General features: G+C 45.8%; 17 protein-coding genes and 1 other annotated feature. All 17 genes read right to left on the reverse strand.

The window, feature by feature from the left end; genetic code table 11:
* Positions 1-17: 17 nt before the first annotated feature.
* The 17 genes from BDD39_RS11185 to polA all read right to left on the reverse strand — a co-directional run bounded on the left by BDD39_RS11185 (position 18) and on the right by polA (position 16235).
* The gene (locus BDD39_RS11185; protein ID WP_166910658.1) at positions 18-1103 is read right to left on the reverse strand and encodes a M42 family metallopeptidase; all 1086 of its coding nucleotides are present in this window, start codon (positions 1101-1103) and stop codon (positions 18-20) included.
* A 69-nt stretch (positions 1104-1172) separates the two neighbouring features.
* Positions 1173-1658, reverse strand: a complete 486-nt coding sequence (locus BDD39_RS11190; RefSeq protein WP_166910660.1) for a dUTP diphosphatase — start codon at positions 1656-1658, stop codon at positions 1173-1175.
* A gap of 11 nt (positions 1659-1669) precedes the next feature.
* Positions 1670-1927: a DUF1294 domain-containing protein gene (locus BDD39_RS11195; protein WP_166910662.1), complete on the reverse strand. Its 258-nt coding sequence runs from the start codon at positions 1925-1927 to the stop codon at positions 1670-1672.
* A 63-nt stretch (positions 1928-1990) separates the two neighbouring features.
* Positions 1991-2350: a 50S ribosomal protein L20 gene (rplT, locus tag BDD39_RS11200; protein ID WP_017437227.1), complete on the reverse strand. Its 360-nt coding sequence runs from the start codon at positions 2348-2350 to the stop codon at positions 1991-1993.
* Positions 2351-2375: 25 nt separating this feature from the next.
* On the reverse strand, positions 2376-2576 hold the full coding sequence (rpmI, locus tag BDD39_RS11205) for a 50S ribosomal protein L35 (RefSeq protein WP_166910664.1): 201 nt from the start codon (positions 2574-2576) through the stop codon (positions 2376-2378).
* A 20-nt stretch (positions 2577-2596) separates the two neighbouring features.
* The gene (gene infC, locus BDD39_RS11210; protein WP_341801466.1) at positions 2597-3163 is read right to left on the reverse strand and encodes a translation initiation factor IF-3; all 567 of its coding nucleotides are present in this window, start codon (positions 3161-3163) and stop codon (positions 2597-2599) included.
* A 50-nt stretch (positions 3164-3213) separates the two neighbouring features.
* Positions 3214-3346, reverse strand: a sequence feature (ribosomal protein L20 leader region).
* Between the two features lie 168 nt (positions 3347-3514).
* Positions 3515-5449 carry a threonine--tRNA ligase gene (gene thrS, locus BDD39_RS11215; protein WP_166910666.1) on the reverse strand — a complete coding sequence of 645 codons (1935 nt, stop codon included), beginning with the start codon at positions 5447-5449 and terminating at the stop codon, positions 3515-3517.
* 345 nt (positions 5450-5794) lie between these two features.
* Positions 5795-6664, reverse strand: coding sequence for a putative sporulation protein YtxC (gene ytxC, locus BDD39_RS11220; protein ID WP_166910668.1), 870 nt, complete (start codon positions 6662-6664; stop codon positions 5795-5797).
* Positions 6665-6764: 100 nt separating this feature from the next.
* Complete coding sequence (dnaI, locus tag BDD39_RS11225; RefSeq protein WP_166910670.1) at positions 6765-7700, reverse strand: primosomal protein DnaI; 936 nt, start codon at positions 7698-7700, stop codon at positions 6765-6767.
* A 15-nt stretch (positions 7701-7715) separates the two neighbouring features.
* On the reverse strand, positions 7716-9104 hold the full coding sequence (locus tag BDD39_RS11230; RefSeq protein WP_166910672.1) for a replication initiation and membrane attachment family protein: 1389 nt from the start codon (positions 9102-9104) through the stop codon (positions 7716-7718).
* Between the two features lie 61 nt (positions 9105-9165).
* A complete protein-coding gene (nrdR, locus tag BDD39_RS11235; RefSeq protein ID WP_017437237.1) occupies positions 9166-9627 on the reverse strand; it encodes a transcriptional regulator NrdR in 462 nt (153 codons plus the stop codon).
* A 71-nt stretch (positions 9628-9698) separates the two neighbouring features.
* The gene (locus BDD39_RS11240; RefSeq protein WP_166910675.1) at positions 9699-10097 is read right to left on the reverse strand and encodes a cytosolic protein; all 399 of its coding nucleotides are present in this window, start codon (positions 10095-10097) and stop codon (positions 9699-9701) included.
* Between the two features lie 129 nt (positions 10098-10226).
* Positions 10227-10601, reverse strand: coding sequence for an adenosylmethionine decarboxylase (speD, locus tag BDD39_RS11245; RefSeq protein WP_003248680.1), 375 nt, complete (start codon positions 10599-10601; stop codon positions 10227-10229).
* A gap of 270 nt (positions 10602-10871) precedes the next feature.
* Positions 10872-11903, reverse strand: a complete 1032-nt coding sequence (locus BDD39_RS11250; RefSeq protein ID WP_166910677.1) for a glyceraldehyde-3-phosphate dehydrogenase — start codon at positions 11901-11903, stop codon at positions 10872-10874.
* A 121-nt stretch (positions 11904-12024) separates the two neighbouring features.
* Positions 12025-12624: a dephospho-CoA kinase gene (gene coaE, locus BDD39_RS11255; protein WP_166910679.1), complete on the reverse strand. Its 600-nt coding sequence runs from the start codon at positions 12622-12624 to the stop codon at positions 12025-12027.
* A gap of 139 nt (positions 12625-12763) precedes the next feature.
* Complete coding sequence (gene mutM / locus BDD39_RS11260) at positions 12764-13588, reverse strand: DNA-formamidopyrimidine glycosylase (RefSeq protein ID WP_166910681.1); 825 nt, start codon at positions 13586-13588, stop codon at positions 12764-12766.
* Positions 13589-13604: 16 nt separating this feature from the next.
* Complete coding sequence (gene polA, locus BDD39_RS11265; protein WP_166910683.1) at positions 13605-16235, reverse strand: DNA polymerase I; 2631 nt, start codon at positions 16233-16235, stop codon at positions 13605-13607.
* Positions 16236-16240 lie beyond the last annotated feature (5 nt).

Raw genomic sequence — 16240 nt, forward strand, 5'->3', positions numbered from 1 at the left:
CGGCTTCTCTCCGCTGATTATTCAAATGTAATTTGTTTTACCTTTTCCGCGTCTAAGCGCTTGATGACTTCGACAAGCAATTTTACCGTATTTTCATAATCGTCACGGTGCAAAATCGCCGCATGGGAATGGATGTAGCGCGTTGGAATCGCGATCGTCAGCGACGGCACGCCGCTTGCCGTTAAATGAATCGCGCCTGCGTCGGTGCCGCCGCCTGGCATTGCGTCAAAATGATAAGGAATGTTGAGTTCTTCGGCGACATCGATGACAAACTCGCGCAAACCGCGATGCGATACCATGGTCGCATCATACAGAACGATGTGCGGTCCCGCACCAAGCTTGCCCATCGCTTCTTTTTCGGAAACTCCTGGCGTATCGCCGGCAATGCCGACGTCCACAGCAAACGCGATATCCGGCTGAATGAAATGCGCCGCTGTTCTTGCCCCGCGCAAACCAACTTCTTCCTGCACCGTGCCAACGCCATACACGACGTTTGGATGATCGACATCTTTTAATTGCTTGAGCACGTCAATCGCGATCGCGCAACCGATCCGGTTGTCCCAAGCTTTCGCAAGCAGCATTTTTTCATTATTCAATACGGTAAATTCAAAATACGGAACAATCGAGTCGCCCGGACGCACGCCCCATTCCATTGCTTCCTCACGGCTTGTTGCGCCAATGTCAATAAACATATCTTTAATGTCGACCGGTTTTTTGCGCGCTTCCGGCGGCAAAATGTGCGGCGGTTTCGAACCGATGACACCGGTGATTTCTCCCTTGCGCGTTAAAATGGTGACGCGTTGCGCCAGCATAACTTGGCTCCACCAACCGCCTAGCGTTTGGAAACGGATAAATCCTTTGTCATCGATTTGCGTCACCATAAAGCCGACTTCGTCCAAGTGGCCGGCAATCATAATTTTCGGACCGTCGGCAGCTCCTTTCTTTTTCGCGATTAAACTGCCGAGACCGTCTGTCGTTACTTCATCGGCATAAGGAGTTATGTACTTTTTCATTACTTCGCGCGCTTCCCGTTCATTTCCAGGGACGCCTCTCGCATCGGTTAAATCCTTCAGCATCGTCAACGTTTCATCGTATTTCGCCATGATGGAACCCCTTTCCGTTTTTATCCATCCTTTATTATACCCAAAATCGCCAATAATGTACAAAATTTGTTAATAATTCTGATTTTGCCGTTCATGATTGACTTGATTTTTTTGCTTATAGGCTTGTTCGATTTGTTTCGTAGAAAAACCGAGCTGCCCGCCGAGCCGCAAATATTCGGTAAACAACCGGTTATAGCTTTGCCGCGATTTCGTTTTTCCAAACTCATCCGCGGCTTGAAAAACGGCGAGAAACTGCTCGACAAGCGGCAAAGCGGCCGATTGCGGCGGAATCTCGGAATAGAGAAAATCGCATTCCAAGCCGAGCGATAAAATAAAATGCAGTCCGTCGACATATTCTTCGAGCACTTTTTCTTGTGGAGACGGCGGTTTCACGCTCCAAAATTTAAAACAGCGCGTTTCATTGGCCAGCTCGCCGATTTCGACAAGCAAAGCGAGCAGTTTTTTTGCAAACAGATCTTCTTCCATAAGGCCGTGCTGCGCCTCAATCCGCTCATCGAGCTGGCGCTGCAGCGAGTAAAGCGCTGCAAAATCCATTCTTTCACCCCCTACAAAAAGTTAAAAAGCCAAACATATGCCACAATCTCCATCACCGCCAGAAGCGGCAAGCCATAGCGGAAAGCACGATGGCGCGTTTTATGATGAAACCAATACATGCCAACTGCCGCACCAACCGCCCCGCCGATGAAGGAAACGAGCCAAAGCGTTTTTTCGGCGATGCGCCATTGATGGCGCTTCGCTTTATACTTATCGATCGCCATGATGAAAAGACCGATAATATTCATCACCAAACTATATTGTACCATGGTCATTTCCTTTCTATAAGAAAAAAAGACCATTCTCCGTCAGCGAGAATGGTCACTGCTTCCTTACTTGTTTAAATTTGCTTTCGCTAAGTCAGCGAGCTGTGCGAACGCAGCTTGGTCATTGACCGCTAAGTCCGCTAACATTTTGCGGTTCACTTCTACACCCGCTAATTTTAAACCGTGCATGAAGCGGCTGTAGGAAAGACCGTGCATGCGTGCAGCAGCGTTAATGCGCGTAATCCAAAGTTTGCGGAAATCGCGTTTCCGTTGACGACGGTCGCGATACGCGTACATTAACGATTTCATTACTTGTTGGTTTGCGACTCTATATAAAGCATGTTTCGCTCCGAAATAACCTTTTGCTAATTTCAGCACTTTTTTGCGACGTCTGCGCGTTACCGTTCCACCTTTAACACGTGGCATAAATATTCCCTCCTATATTTCTCCATTATTTCAAGTTGTCAAGCAGTTGGCGAATGCGTTTGAAGTCGCCAGGAGATACAAGCGTTGCTTTGCGAAGTTTGCGTTTTTGTTTTTGCGTTTTGCTGGAAAATAAGTGGCTTGTATAAGCATGACCGCGTTTTAATTTACCGGTACCAGTTTTTTTGAAACGCTTTGCAGCGCCACGATGAGTTTTCATTTTTGGCATAGGTGTTCCTCCTCACTCGATTATTTATCGTTTTTCGGTGCTAGCACTAAAAACATATTGCGCCCGTCCATTTTCGGTGCCGTCTCGACGACGCCGATATCCGAACATGCCTCGGAGAACCGTTCAAGGACGCGTTGACCAATTTCCTTATGCGTAATCGCCCGTCCTTTAAAGCGGATTGTCGCTTTTACTTTATCGCCTTTTTCAAGGAACTTGCGCGCGTTGCGGAGCTTCGTGTTAAAGTCGTGCTCCTCGATCGTCGGGCTTAAGCGCACTTCTTTGACGTTGATCACTTTTTGCTTTTTGCGCGCTTCTTTTTCTTTCTTCTGCTGCTCGAAGCGGAATTTGCCGTAATCCATGATGCGGCATACCGGCGGTTTCGCATTTGGCGCCACCATCACTAAGTCGAGGTTTAATCTCGCCGCAATTTCGAGCGCTTCTTGTTTCGATTTGATCCCCAGCTGTTCGCCGTTTGGATCGATTAAGCGGACTTCACGGGCACGAATGTTTTCGTTGATAATGAAATCTTTGCTAATAACCAGCCACCTCCAAGGTTTTTTACGAATTACTTGTTTGTCGCATCGCACACCCTACATCGAGCGGTTCCGGAAAAACAGCCGATCATCGACCTTTTCCTGCTAATAAAAAAGTGTGGATGCATACGACACCCACACTGCTTACGTCCGAAAACAATATCTCGAACCGTAACGACCTGTCAACAGCCACATGGCGTCAACCAGGTGAGAAGCGGGGTGCTTCTGCTTTTGTTACAAACAAGTATTCTATTCACTCTATACAATATATCACCTTGGAAGTGGCATGTCAAGGCGCTTTTCTTGATTGAACAAACAACGGTTTTCATTATAGCGAATCGTTCAAGGTTTGACAAGTAAAAAAGAAAAAACCCGTGAAGCAAAACTTCACGGGCGTGTTTTTATCTATTTTCGCCGCACTTCCTCCTGCAAGGAAGCAATAAAGTCATCGAGCGGCATTGTTTCGCTTTTTTGTTCACCGTATTTGCGGACGTTCACGGCGTTTTCCGCGATTTCTTTGTCGCCGACAACAAGCATGTAAGGAATTTTTTGTATTTGCGCTTCGCGGATTTTATAGCCGATTTTTTCGTCGCGCTCGTCGACTTCGACGCGGAATCCTTTCGCTTGCAGCGCTTCTTTTACTTCGTACGCATAGTCGAGATGCGCCTCCGGCGATACCGGAATGACTTTTACTTGCACAGGCGCGAGCCAAGTTGGGAACGCTCCTTTATATTCTTCAATGAGGAACGCAACGAATCGTTCCATCGTCGAAACGACGCCGCGGTGGATGACAACCGGGCGATGCGGTTTTCCGTCTTCGCCAATGTATGTTAAGTCAAATCGTTCCGGAAGCAAGAAATCGAGCTGCACCGTCGATAATGTTTCGTCTTTGCCAAGCGCGGTGCGCACTTGCACATCCAGCTTCGGACCGTAAAACGCCGCTTCCCCTTCCGCTTCATAATACTCCAATCCTAATTCATCCATCGCCTCACGCAGCATCCGTTGCGCTTTTTCCCACATTTCATCATCATCGTAATATTTTTCTTTGTCATGCGGATCGCGATAAGAAAGGCGGAACGAATAGTCATTTAGGCCAAAATCTTTGTATACTTCCAAAATTAAGTTCACTACGCGCTTAAATTCGTCTTTAATCTGGTCCGGACGAACAAAGATATGGGCATCATTCAGCGTCATGCCGCGGACGCGCTGCAATCCGGAAAGCGCCCCGGACATTTCATAGCGGTGCATCGTGCCCAGCTCGGCGATACGAATTGGAAGTTCCCGATAGCTATGAATTTTGTTTTTATAAATCATCATATGATGCGGACAGTTCATTGGGCGCAGCACAAGTTGTTCGTTGTCCATTTCCATTGGCGGGAACATGTTATCTTTGTAATGGTCCCAGTGTCCGGAAGTTTTATACAATTCGACGCTGCCAAGCACCGGCGTATAAACGTGCTGATAGCCGAGTTCAATTTCCTTATCGACAATATAGCGCTCGATAATGCGGCGAATCGTCGCCCCTTTTGGCAGCCAGAGCGGCAGGCCTTGTCCGACTTTTTGCGACGTTGTAAACAATTCCAGCTCTTTTCCTAATTTGCGATGGTCGCGCTCTTTCGCTTCCTGCAACAGGCGCAAGTATTCATCCAAATCTTCTTTTTTGAAAAACGCCGTTCCGTAAATGCGCTGCAGCATTTTGTTGTTGCTGTCGCCGCGCCAGTACGCTCCGGAAATATTCAACAGCTTAAACTCTTTAATTTTTCCAGTCGATGGAACGTGTACCCCTCGGCAAAGGTCGAAAAACTCGCCTTGCTCGTAAATGGAAATCGTTTCTCCTTCTGGAATATCGTTGATCAGCTCAAGCTTTAAGTTATCGCCGATTTCCTCATAAAGGCGGATTGCCTCTTCCCGACTTACTTCTTTGCGGACGATTTCCAAGTTTTCTTTGACAATTTTCCGCATTTCTTGTTCGATTTTCGGCAAGTCTTCCGGTGTTAAAGCGTGTTCCATATCAATGTCATAATAAAATCCATTTTCAATCACTGGCCCGACGCCAAGTTTCACGTTTTTGTACAGACGCTTAATCGCCTGCGCCATCAAATGGGCCGTGCTGTGGCGCAAAATATCGAGCGCTTCCGGCATGTCTTGCGTAATGATCGAAATCGCGCCGTCTTCTTGAATCGGCGTGCGCAAATCAATAAAACGATCATTTAATTTTCCAGCAATCGCTTTTTTCTTTAATCCCGGGCTGATCGAAGCGGCGATCTCTTCCGTTGTCGTTCCTTTCGGAAACTCCTTTACCGCCCCGTCCGGGAATGTAATGCGAATCACTTCCGACATACGCTTCTCCTCCTTCTGTTTTGAAAATAAAAAAACTCCTCCCTCCATAACAAAGGGACGAGTTTGCGTCGTGGTTCCACCCTTCTTCCCATTGCCAAAAAAAGGCATACCGATCCTAGGCAATGGCTCGAAAGTCATAACGGTTGAACGTACCGACGGCAATTACTGGACGTGCGTCGTTCACTGCCGCAGCTCCGAGGTGGTAAGTGTATTTTTCGTGTTAGGAAGGTTTCAGCCGATGCCTTCCCTCTCTGGAAACCGTAAAAATACACCCGTGTCCTCATCATCACTTTTCCATATTCTTTATGTACGTTATTATAGAATGAGTGCAGGAAAAAATCAAGTTCATCCATCTTGTTGTGCGGAAATATGGCATTTCGCAAAATCGCTTTGCTTCCGAAGGCGGATGCGTTCTTGAAACACATTTTGAATCGTTTGGATCATTCCGTCATCTTCATGGTCAGTATACAAATAAATTTCGCTTGGAGCGATGGACACAAGCGGCGCCAGCACGGAAGAATCGATGTACATCGGCTGGCTGACGATCAAATTGCGATCAATCCATTGTTTTAATTCTCCCGCGGTAATTTCCCGCAGCTTCTCATCATAAAAAAGAAAAGACGGCGGTTGGTGAACTAAATAGATTCGTGGCAGTTTCGGCGGTCTTGCCGCAACACAGTCACGAAGTGTTTGCACGAAATTTTGATATTCCTGTTCCAGCTTATATTCATCGATCGCCAGCTCGACGTAATGTTGCAGCCGCTCCATATACGATTTCAGGCGAAACGTGATAAAGGAGGAGAAGGAAAAAGAAAGCCCATCTGTTAAAAATTGCTCTAACGCTTGGCGAATCAATGTTTCTCGGGAAACGGAAAGCTGTTTTCCTTTGCGGTAGTCATATCGTTCGCCATCGAGAAACGAATGGGCGATCTGTAAAATTTGCTGCTGTTCTTCCTTGTCTTGAAAATAAAACGTACCGGAAATGATCGATAATAACAACCGGTCTTCCACAAAACGCAAAATAAATTCCGTGATGGCCGGCATGATATCAGAGAAGATGACATCTTCGTTATGGCCATATATGTAAATCGCAACGAGGGAATTTCCACTATATGTTGTGCAAAAGAGCGGATGAACCGCTTTTTTCTCTCTCTCCTTCAATATGGAAAACAACTTTTCCGCATCGCTTGCTTGGTCCAAATAAATTTCGATCAAGCGCTGTCCCCCCTTTTACGAGTCAATGCTTGTTTCTATATATATGGGGACAAACAGTCATTTAGAATAAAAAAAGGATATTTCCGTTTTCGGAAATACCCTATTCAAGACGTCGGTTTTTGCCTTTTACTTCTACCGGCTGCGCCAAATAACGAATCCGCTCCATAATGCGCGCTGCTTTCACCTGTTCCTCCTCGCCGCGCTGCGAATACGTCAAATGATGGGCAAGCTGCTGCAAATCAAAGTTCGAGGTAAAAAACGTCGGCAAGTTTTCGAACATCCGATATTGCAAAATCGGTCCCAGCAAGTCGTCGCGCACCCAGCTTGACATCGATTCAGCGCCGATATCATCGAGCATTAAAATCGGTACTTTTTTGACGTAATCGAGTTTTTCGTTCACCGTTTGATCTTGCAGTGAACTTTTCAGCTCACGGAAAAATTCAGGAACATACACGATCAACGACTGGACGTTCTTTTTCGCCAGCGCGTTGGCAATCGCGCCAAGGATGTACGTTTTTCCGACACCAAACGATCCGTATAAATAAAGGCCCTTCATCTTTTTTCCAGGTTCATACTCGGAAACAAAACGGTCGGCAAGCTCAATCGCCTTCATTCGTCCTTCGTCATCTAGATCAATATGAGACAGCGACGCCTGCAAAATCTCGCGCGGCACAAATAAGCTTTGAATGAGCGATTCCTGCTGTTTCCGTTCATCATGCTTTATTTTCGCCGGGCAGCGGTCATACTTAACATCAATGACCGTCCCTTTTATAACGAGATGGGGATGATATCCTTTCAAAAAGTTTTTGCATTGCTCTAAACTTGGACACTGGTCGCAGTTTTTGCTTTGCTCGATAAACTCGTACAGTTTCATTAAACTGCGGTCTACCATCTCTTTTGTAATTTCCCGCTCATGCGCCCGCAAAAACGCTTGTACGTCCGGATGCGCCAAAATTTGCCGCTTCATTTGTTCATAACGTTGCTGAAAGTCTTTTCTGCCTAGCAGCCGATGTAATAATTGATTGACTCGTTCCATTGCTTTCACATCCTATTATTCGTCGCGGTATTTTTTTAGCCGTTCTTCCAGCTCACGCCGTTTTTCCTCAATATCGATCTCATTACTTTGCTCATCGCTTTGACTATAATCCATATTAAGCCATTCTGGCAACAGTTCTTTTCGCACTGTTTTTCTATTTGTTCTTTTGCTTTTTTCATCCGCCCAGCTTTGGTACGTTTTCGCTTCTTGCTTTGCCAGCTCCATTGCCTCCTTGACGGTGCGCACTTTTTTGCGCGCCCAGTGGCTGGCGATTTTCTCGACATACTTTTTGGATAATTTCATATTGGTTCGCAACATAACATAATAGATTAATACGTTCACCACGCCGGGAAGCAGTTTCTGTTGAAACATAATATCTTCAATCAGCTGCAAGTCGCTCATCGACGGCTCGGCCCCGCCGGAAATTTCGATTAACAGCTGGCGGGGAGAAATCGTTTCCAGCTGTTTCATCAGCTGTTCTTCTTTCGTTTTGGGCTCGACATTCTCCATCGTTCGATATGGGAGCGGCTGCACTCGTGAACTCAGGTTTGGCAAAGCATGGCCGCGTTCAAATTCGTACCATTCATGGACGGCTTTGCGCAGCGCATCGATATCAATATGATAAGACGGGTCAATGACGCTCATGACAATTTTTTGCATATCAAGCGGTCCAACGCCATACAAAAACGCCAATTTTTTGATCGCTTCTTTTACTTTCGCCGTAATCGCCCGCCTTGGCACCATATGTTTCGACAAACCGGCAAAAAATAACTCGAAATCAAATACATCATCGTCGAGTTGATAGGTGTTTTCTTTTCGGCCAACATACTCATACCCATCGGCCAGTTGCAAATCTTCTTGCACTTCCCCATGAATGTTTGCCACCATCTGCTCGATATGAACAGAAGCAAAAACATCATGAAACGAACGGGTAATGGGAGAAAATTTCGTTTGGTCGATCGCGGAGGTAGAAAAAAATTGTTTTAATTGCTGAAACTTATGTTTGCCAATGCGATTATAGAGGAAAACGTTCAGCATCCCGTCGGTGAAAAATTGTTCCGGTGCTAGCGGCGGTTGCAATTCGTAAATGAACAACTTCGGTTCGTCGCCATGCTTGATATTTACATACGTCTTTAACAGTCCAATCCCTTCTAATTTTAGACGCTCCTCATAGATTTCTTTTAAATTGCACTGCATCAGCACCATCAGGCTATGATGGGTCGTTTCCTTCTCCGAAAGCAGCTCTAATTCGCTCCATAGCGTCATATATAAACATAAGGCGCGATAACCGATTAGCGGTTGATAAAGAAGCGTCAGCACTTTTCGGTCAAAGTCATGCAGCACTCCATTGCTTCGTACCGTATAACGGTCAACCGGAATTAACTCTTTCCAATGATGTTCCATATTCTCGACCTTCCTTTAACGATGAAAAAAAGGGCTTGTTACCGATATGCAAATAAGCCCTTTAGCGTTGTCCTTTTTTAATTAGTTCTTTTAACTCTTCGATAAATACGTTTATATCTTTAAATTGGCGATATACGGAGGCGAAACGAACATACGCCACCTCATCGACTTTCGACAACCGCTCCATTACCATTTCGCCGATCGTTTCACTTTTTACTTCAGCGACGCCCTGATTGCGCAGCTCCCGTTCGATATCCTGCGTAATTTTTTCCAACTCTTCTAACGCAACCGGCCGTTTTTCACACGCTTTAATTAAGCCGCGCAAAATCTTATCGCGGCTGAATTCTTCACGCGTTCCTTCCTTTTTCACAACAATGAGCGGCATTTCTTCCACTCTTTCAAACGTGGTAAAGCGATAGTGGCACTGTTCGCATTCCCGCCTGCGCCGGATCGAACGCCCTTCATCCACTGGCCGCGAATCGAGAACTCTTGTGCCGTGATGCTGACATGATGGGCATCTCATAAAACCAACTCCGTTTTTTCATTCTTATCTTTTATAATAACGGAACAACAAAGCGCGGACAAGCCGTTTCATTAGGCGTTTAGCCCTGATCCGATATACGGGAGACGCTGATTTAGTTTCCGGTATAAATCAATAATGACGTTGCGGCTCCGACCGAAATCAAACGGCAGCAACGTTGTTTCTGTAGTGACGGAAAAGTCCACCGCGGTTTCCAGTGGCCGGACGGAGATCACCGTAGCGACAATAAACACCTTTTTGCCACGGCGGGTTTGCGCGCTAAATTCTCCCCTTTCCTCTGAAACGGATAGTAATTCGTAATCCGGGGAAGAAGCAAATAGCTCCTTTACCGCTTTCATCACCGCATTGTTTGTCGCCTTATAGTAATGGCTCCGCAATTCTTCATCTTCATGGTTGTCCCTTGTTTCACAATGATTGGTTAGCGCATATTTCCATTTTTTCCAGGCACCCATTGCGATTTCTCCTCATTCTTCTCCTTACTTAAATATTATCATACCATTATTTTGGACAAGAATGGTACACTATTGAAAAATAAAAAAGAGGCGCCACGTTTCGCACCTCTTTTCTTACGCTCGTTACGATTATAATGCTTGCGCTTTTTTCACTTCAATTGGGCGCATGCCGCGCGGAAGTTCAATCGTTTCCCGCGTTTGAGCCCCAAGTTTATCGGCGATATAATCCGCCGCAATCGTCGGATCTAAATGTCCACATGTGTAGACGTCAATGCTCGCATAGCCATGCTCTGGAAATGTGTGAATCGTCAAATGGGACTCGGAAATAATGACTACTCCGCTAACACCTTGTGGTGCAAACTTATGAAATGCTACTTCGCGGATTTCCGCACCCGATTTCAGTGCGGCATCAACAAACGTTTTTTCAATAAATTCGATATCGTTCAGCTTATCAAAATCGCATCCCCATAATTCTGAGATAACGTGACGACCCATTGTGTCCATTCCATAATCCCCCTTTGAACAAATTTTCTTAACATAAAAACATGAAATTCTTTGCAATAATGGCATGTATAACTACCACGGGGGAAAGTTAGTCCTAAGAGGTCCTAACCCTTTAAGTAGTCACATTACCTGCCGTTAAGAAGTTCACGAGACATAGTATACTTTGTTTACGTTGTTTTTGCAACATGCTTTTTAAATTTTTTACAAAGAATGCAAACCACCCTTTGCCGATCACATAAAAAAAGTGCTGGTCGTTAAGGCCAGCACTTTTTATCCTGCATTTACGCTTAGTTTTTCGATCATTTTGACGGCGACCATGTTCGCTAAATCGACAACGCGGCAAGAATAGCCCCATTCATTATCATACCATGCTAATACTTTTACTTTCCGACCTTCCATCACCATCGTCGAAAGACCGTCAATAATCGCCGAGTGCGGATTCGTATTAAAATCTATCGAAACAAGCGGCTCCATCGTAAAATCGAGAATGCCTTTTAATGGGCCGTTCGCGGCACGAATAAACACTTCATTGACTTCTTCCACCGTAACCTCTTTTTTCACATCCACGACTAAGTCAACGAGCGATACGTTTGGCGTCGGAACACGAAGCGCCATTCCATGCAGCTTTCCTTTTAAATGTGGCAATACTAATCCTAGCGCTTTTGCCGCTCCCGTTGTTGTCGGGATGATCGACTGCGCGCAAGAGCGGGCGCGGCGCAAATCTTTGTGCGGATTGTCGATATTTTTTTGGTCGTTCGTATAAGCATGGACCGTTGTCATTAACCCATTTTCAATCCCAAACGCTTCATCAAGCACTTTTACCACAGGAGCAAGGCAGTTTGTCGTGCAGGAAGCGTTGGAAATGATGAAATGTTGATCGATGTCAAGCACATGCTCATTGACGCCAACGACAATCGTGACATCCTCATTTTTCCCCGGCGCAGTTAAAATAACACGCTTCGCTCCCGCTTCAAGGTGAAGGCTCGCTTTTTCGCGGGAATTAAATTTTCCTGTCGCTTCGATAACAATATCAATATCGAGCTCTTTCCAAGGCAGCTCTTTCGGATCGCGCGAACTGAGCAGTTTTACCTTTTTGCCGTTGACAAGAAGACCATCTTCGCGCGGAATCACTTCTCCGTCAAATTTACCGTGATTGGAATCATATTTTATTAAATGCGCTAACGTTTCGGATGGATAGCTTGCATTAATCGCCACGATATCTAGGTATGGAGAATGGATGGCGTTGCGAAATACCATTCTTCCAATTCGTCCGAATCCATTAATCGCTATTTTTGCTTTCATTTATGTTCTCCTCTCACATATATGTTATACTAATAAACAAGTCTACGCATAAATAGTATATCATATTTTTGGGGAATGTGGAGAAAAAATTCAACGAAATGATAAAAAAAGACGCCCGTTTTTAAAGGGCGTCCCATTCCGTTAAAATTTGCAAAAGCTGTTGTTTTGTTTCTTCCACCGTTCCGTTATTATTGATGACGGCATCTGCTTTTTTGACTTTTTCTCGAAGCGGCAGTTGCGAACGAATTCGCGCCAGCGCCTCTTCTTTCGAAAAACCGTTCCGTTTCATTAGCCGTTCGAGCTGCACCTCATCATCGACGTATACGACAATGACTTTATCGATAAAATGGGTCAGCTCGCTTTCAAATAAAAGCGGAATATCGAGGACGATCGTTTTCGCCCCGTTTTGAACGTACGCTTCTTTTTCCGCCATCATGCGCCGGCGGACCGCCGGATGAACGATGGCATTCAGCTTTTTCCGCTCCCGCTCATTATGGAAGACAATCGCTCCTAGTTTGGCCCGGTCAATTTCCCCGTTTGCCTGCAAAATATCCTGGCCAAACGTTGCGACAATTTGCGCGTATGCTTCCTCTCCCACTTTGACGACATCGCGCGCGACTTGGTCCGCATCAATCACCGGAATCCCCAGCTCGCGAATCATCCCGGTCACCGTACTTTTTCCGCTTGCGATGCCGCCGGTCAATCCAATCGTCAGTGCCATGATTTCCTCTCCCTTATGCACATCGATTCGTCTAATCTATGCTTTCCGATATGATGATCTATAAGCGAAAAGCACCAGAAGAGCGCATCGATTTGTCTCCTTGCATTTTTTATTTCTATGATCGAGTCATTCCCACTTATTATCGTTGGCAACTCGGGCAATAATGGGTGCCGCGTCCGGCGACAACCGTTTTTTGAATCGGTTGCCCGCAGCGTTTGCACGGTTCTCCTTTTCGCCCGTACACGAATAGCTGCAGTTGAAACGTTCCGCTTTCTCCTTGTGTGTTGACGTACGACCTTACCGTGCTTCCTCCTTTTTCGATCGCTTCTTGTAATATTGTCACCATTTCGCGATGTAAGCGCGCAACTTCCTCATCGGTTAATGACGACGCGATACGTTCAGGGTGGATTCCAGCACGGAATAGTGACTCATCTACATAAATGTTGCCGAGCCCAACGACAACCGTTTGGTCAAGAAGTACCGTTTTGATCGTACGGTTCGTTTTTCGCAGCCGTTTTGCAAGAAAGTTTGCGGTAAATGTTTCAGAAAACGGTTCAGGGCCTAGCTGGGACAAAGGCAGCCGGGCATCTTCTTCTCCTTTTCGATAAAGATGCATCGTCCCAAACTTTCTTACATCGCGATAGCGAAGTTCTGTGCCATCGGTAAAGCGGAAAATAACATGGGTATGCGGTTCGATAGGGTCTTCCTTGCGCCAAACCACATAGCGCCCTTCCATGCGCAAATGGGAAATGAGCACATGTGTATCGAGCATCAATTTTAAAAATTTCCCTCGCCGCTCCACATCATGGATCGTTTGTCCTTTGAGCGTTTCGGCAAATTCCGTCACATCCGCTGGATATTGAACGATCTTTGGCCAAAACACTTGCACTTCTTCGATCGTTTTGCCAACGGTTAACGGAATGAGAGTGCGGCGAATTATTTCCACTTCCGGCAGTTCCGGCATCCGTTATCCCTTCCTTTTACTTTGCGTCATACCATGTTGGTCCATAATGATAATCGACTTTAAGCGGCACTTTTAATTGTATCGCGTTTTCCATCACTTCAGGAACGATTTGCTGCAACCGTTCCACTTCTTCTTTCGGCGCTTCCAAAATCAATTCGTCATGCACTTGCAGAAGCATCCGCGCTTGCAGTTTTTCTTGCTTTAGACGGTCCGCCAAATCAATCATCGCCTTTTTAATAATATCGGCGGCGCTTCCTTGAATCGGCGTATTCATTGCCGTCCGCTCGGCAAAGCTGCGCAGGTTGAAGTTTCGGCTCGTAATGTCCGGCAAATAGCGGCGGCGGTGCAATAGCGTCGTGACATATCCTTTTTGTTTCGCTTCTTGGACGATGTTTTCCATATACTGCTTAACACCCGGAAAAATTTCAAAATACCGGCGGATAAATTCCGCTGCCTCTTTTCTTGGAATATTTAAATTTTGCGACAGGCCATAATCGCTGATGCCGTAAACGATGCCAAAGTTCACCGCTTTCGCCTGCCTGCGCATGTTTGGCGTCACTTCATCGGCTGTGACGTGGAAAATATCCATCGCCGTTTTTGTATGAATGTCTAAATCGTGTCGAAACGCATCGATTAAATTTTCATCATTGGCAATGTGGGCAAGCACGCGCAGCTCGATTTGCGAATAATCGGCGGAAAAAATAACCCAGTCCGGCTTGGACGGCACGAACGCCTGGCGAATTTTCCGCCCTTCCTCTAAACGAATCGGAATGTTTTGCAAGTTCGGTTCCGTGGAACTTAACCGCCCTGTTTGCGTCAGCGCCTGATTAAAAATGGTGTGCACTTTGTGGGTGTCGCGATGCACCACTTTTAGCAATCCTTCAATATAGGTGGACTGCAGCTTTCCTAACTGGCGGTAATGCAAAATTTTCTCGACAATTTCGTGCTGCGGCGCCAGTTTCTCTAATACATCCGCCGATGTGGAATATCCTGTTTTCGTTTTTTTCAATACAGGTAGCTGCAGCTTTTCAAATAAAATAACTCCCAATTGTTTTGGCGAATTAATGTTAAACTCTTGTCCCGCCAGTTCATAAATTTCCTGCTCCACTGCATGGAGCTGTTCTGTCAATTCTTCGCCCATTTCTTTTAAGCGCTCGACATCGACTTTTACGCCGGTAAATTCCATCTCAGCGAGAATCGAAGACAGCGGCAATTCCAAATCGGTAAATAAAGCATATTGTTCATTTTCTTGCAAATCTTGTATAAACTCTTTCTCTAAAGCGCGGATTGCCGCCGCTTTGCGAACAAGATGCTCGGCCAGCACGTTTTCGTCTGGTACGGTTTGTTTAGCGCCCTTGCCGTATACCGTCTCATCGGATTGCACAGCCATATATTGCTTCGTTTTTGCCACCGAAGCGACATCTTCTGTCGATTGTGATGGATTTAATAAATACGAGGCGATTAATAAATCAAACTCAATTCCACGCAGCTCGATACCTTTCCATTTTAGCGCAACGATCGCCCGCTTCCCGTCAAAAACGCTTTTTTTCTTTGTTTCATCTTCGAGCCAAGCGGTAAATAACGGCGACGACAAGGCGGTATCGGTGCGAATAAAGAAATGACCGTGCTCATTCGCTAGCGCAAACCCTAAAATCGGCGCCTTATGGTAATTGGATTCCAAAACCTCGACAACGAGCGACGACCGATCGGCAAGTATCGACTCGCTCACTTCCTCAACGATCGTATAATCGATGTTTGGCAGTACAGCTTCCTCTTTTTTCGTTTGCGGAGCTACCTTGTTAAGGAGAGAATTAAACCCAAGCTCTTTAAATAAGGCGACAACCTTATCGGCATCTTGTCCGTGGTATTCGATATCTTCCAATGAAAGCTCGACCGGCGCGTCGCGGGAAATGGTCGCCAGCTGCTTGCTCATCAGCGCCAAATCGCGGTATTTCTCTAAATTTTCCTTTAGTTTGTTGCCATTTATTTGCTCAGTGGAAGCCAATATGTTTTCCACCGAACCGAATTGTTTTAACAGCTTTACCGCCGTTTTCTCGCCAATGCCAGGCACTCCTGGAATATTATCGGATTTGTCGCCCATTAATCCTTTTAAATCAATAATTTGTTCCGGTGTCAGTCCATATTTCTCCTGCACTGTTTTCGGCGTATATGATTCGACATCGGTAATGCCTTTTTTCGTAATGTCTACCGTCACATGATCAGAGACAAGCTGTGTCAAATCGCGGTCGCCAGAGATCACTTTGACCTCAAATCCTTCTTTTTCGGCCTTTGCCGACAGCGTGCCGATAATATCGTCCGCTTCATAATTTTCTAGTTCATAGGAGCGGATTTGGTATGCCTGAAGCAGCTCTCTAAGCAGCGGAAATTGCTCCGATAATTCCGGAGGCGTTTGCTGCCGCCCTCCTTTATATTCGGTAAACGTTTTGTGGCGGAACGTCGTTTTCCCGGCATCAAAGGCAACAAGCATATGCGTCGGTTTTTCTTCTTCCAAAATTTTCATCAGCATCATCGTAAAGCCATATACGGCATTCGTATGAATCCCTTTATCGTTATGTAAAAGCGGCAGCGCAAAAAAAGCGCGATAGGCAACGCTGTTTCCATCAATCAATACTAGTTTCTTTTTCAACGTAT

It is taken from the genome of Saccharococcus thermophilus (assembly GCF_011761475.1).
Lineage (GTDB): Bacteria > Bacillota > Bacilli > Bacillales > Anoxybacillaceae > Saccharococcus > Saccharococcus thermophilus.

Coding starts and splice junctions, on each gene's coding strand:
- BDD39_RS11185 (WP_166910658.1), bottom strand. CDS start 1,103: ATGGCGAAATACGATGAAACGTTGACGATGCTGAAGGATTTAACCGAT.
- BDD39_RS11190 (WP_166910660.1), bottom strand. CDS start 1,658: ATGGATTTTGCAGCGCTTTACTCGCTGCAGCGCCAGCTCGATGAGCGG.
- BDD39_RS11195 (WP_166910662.1), bottom strand. CDS start 1,927: ATGGTACAATATAGTTTGGTGATGAATATTATCGGTCTTTTCATCATG.
- rplT (WP_017437227.1), bottom strand. CDS start 2,350: ATGCCACGTGTTAAAGGTGGAACGGTAACGCGCAGACGTCGCAAAAAA.
- rpmI (WP_166910664.1), bottom strand. CDS start 2,576: ATGCCAAAAATGAAAACTCATCGTGGCGCTGCAAAGCGTTTCAAAAAA.
- thrS (WP_166910666.1), bottom strand. CDS start 5,449: ATGTCGGAAGTGATTCGCATTACATTCCCGGACGGGGCGGTAAAGGAG.
- dnaI (WP_166910670.1), bottom strand. CDS start 7,700: ATGGAACGAGTCAATCAATTATTACATCGGCTGCTAGGCAGAAAAGAC.
- BDD39_RS11230 (WP_166910672.1), bottom strand. CDS start 9,104: ATGGAACATCATTGGAAAGAGTTAATTCCGGTTGACCGTTATACGGTA.
- nrdR (WP_017437237.1), bottom strand. CDS start 9,627: ATGAGATGCCCATCATGTCAGCATCACGGCACAAGAGTTCTCGATTCG.
- BDD39_RS11240 (WP_166910675.1), bottom strand. CDS start 10,097: ATGGGTGCCTGGAAAAAATGGAAATATGCGCTAACCAATCATTGTGAA.
- speD (WP_003248680.1), bottom strand. CDS start 10,601: ATGGACACAATGGGTCGTCACGTTATCTCAGAATTATGGGGATGCGAT.
- BDD39_RS11250 (WP_166910677.1), bottom strand. CDS start 11,903: ATGAAAGCAAAAATAGCGATTAATGGATTCGGACGAATTGGAAGAATG.
- coaE (WP_166910679.1), bottom strand. CDS start 12,624: ATGGCACTGACGATTGGATTGACCGGCGGCATCGCAAGCGGAAAAAGT.
- mutM (WP_166910681.1), bottom strand. CDS start 13,588: ATGCCGGAACTGCCGGAAGTGGAAATAATTCGCCGCACTCTCATTCCG.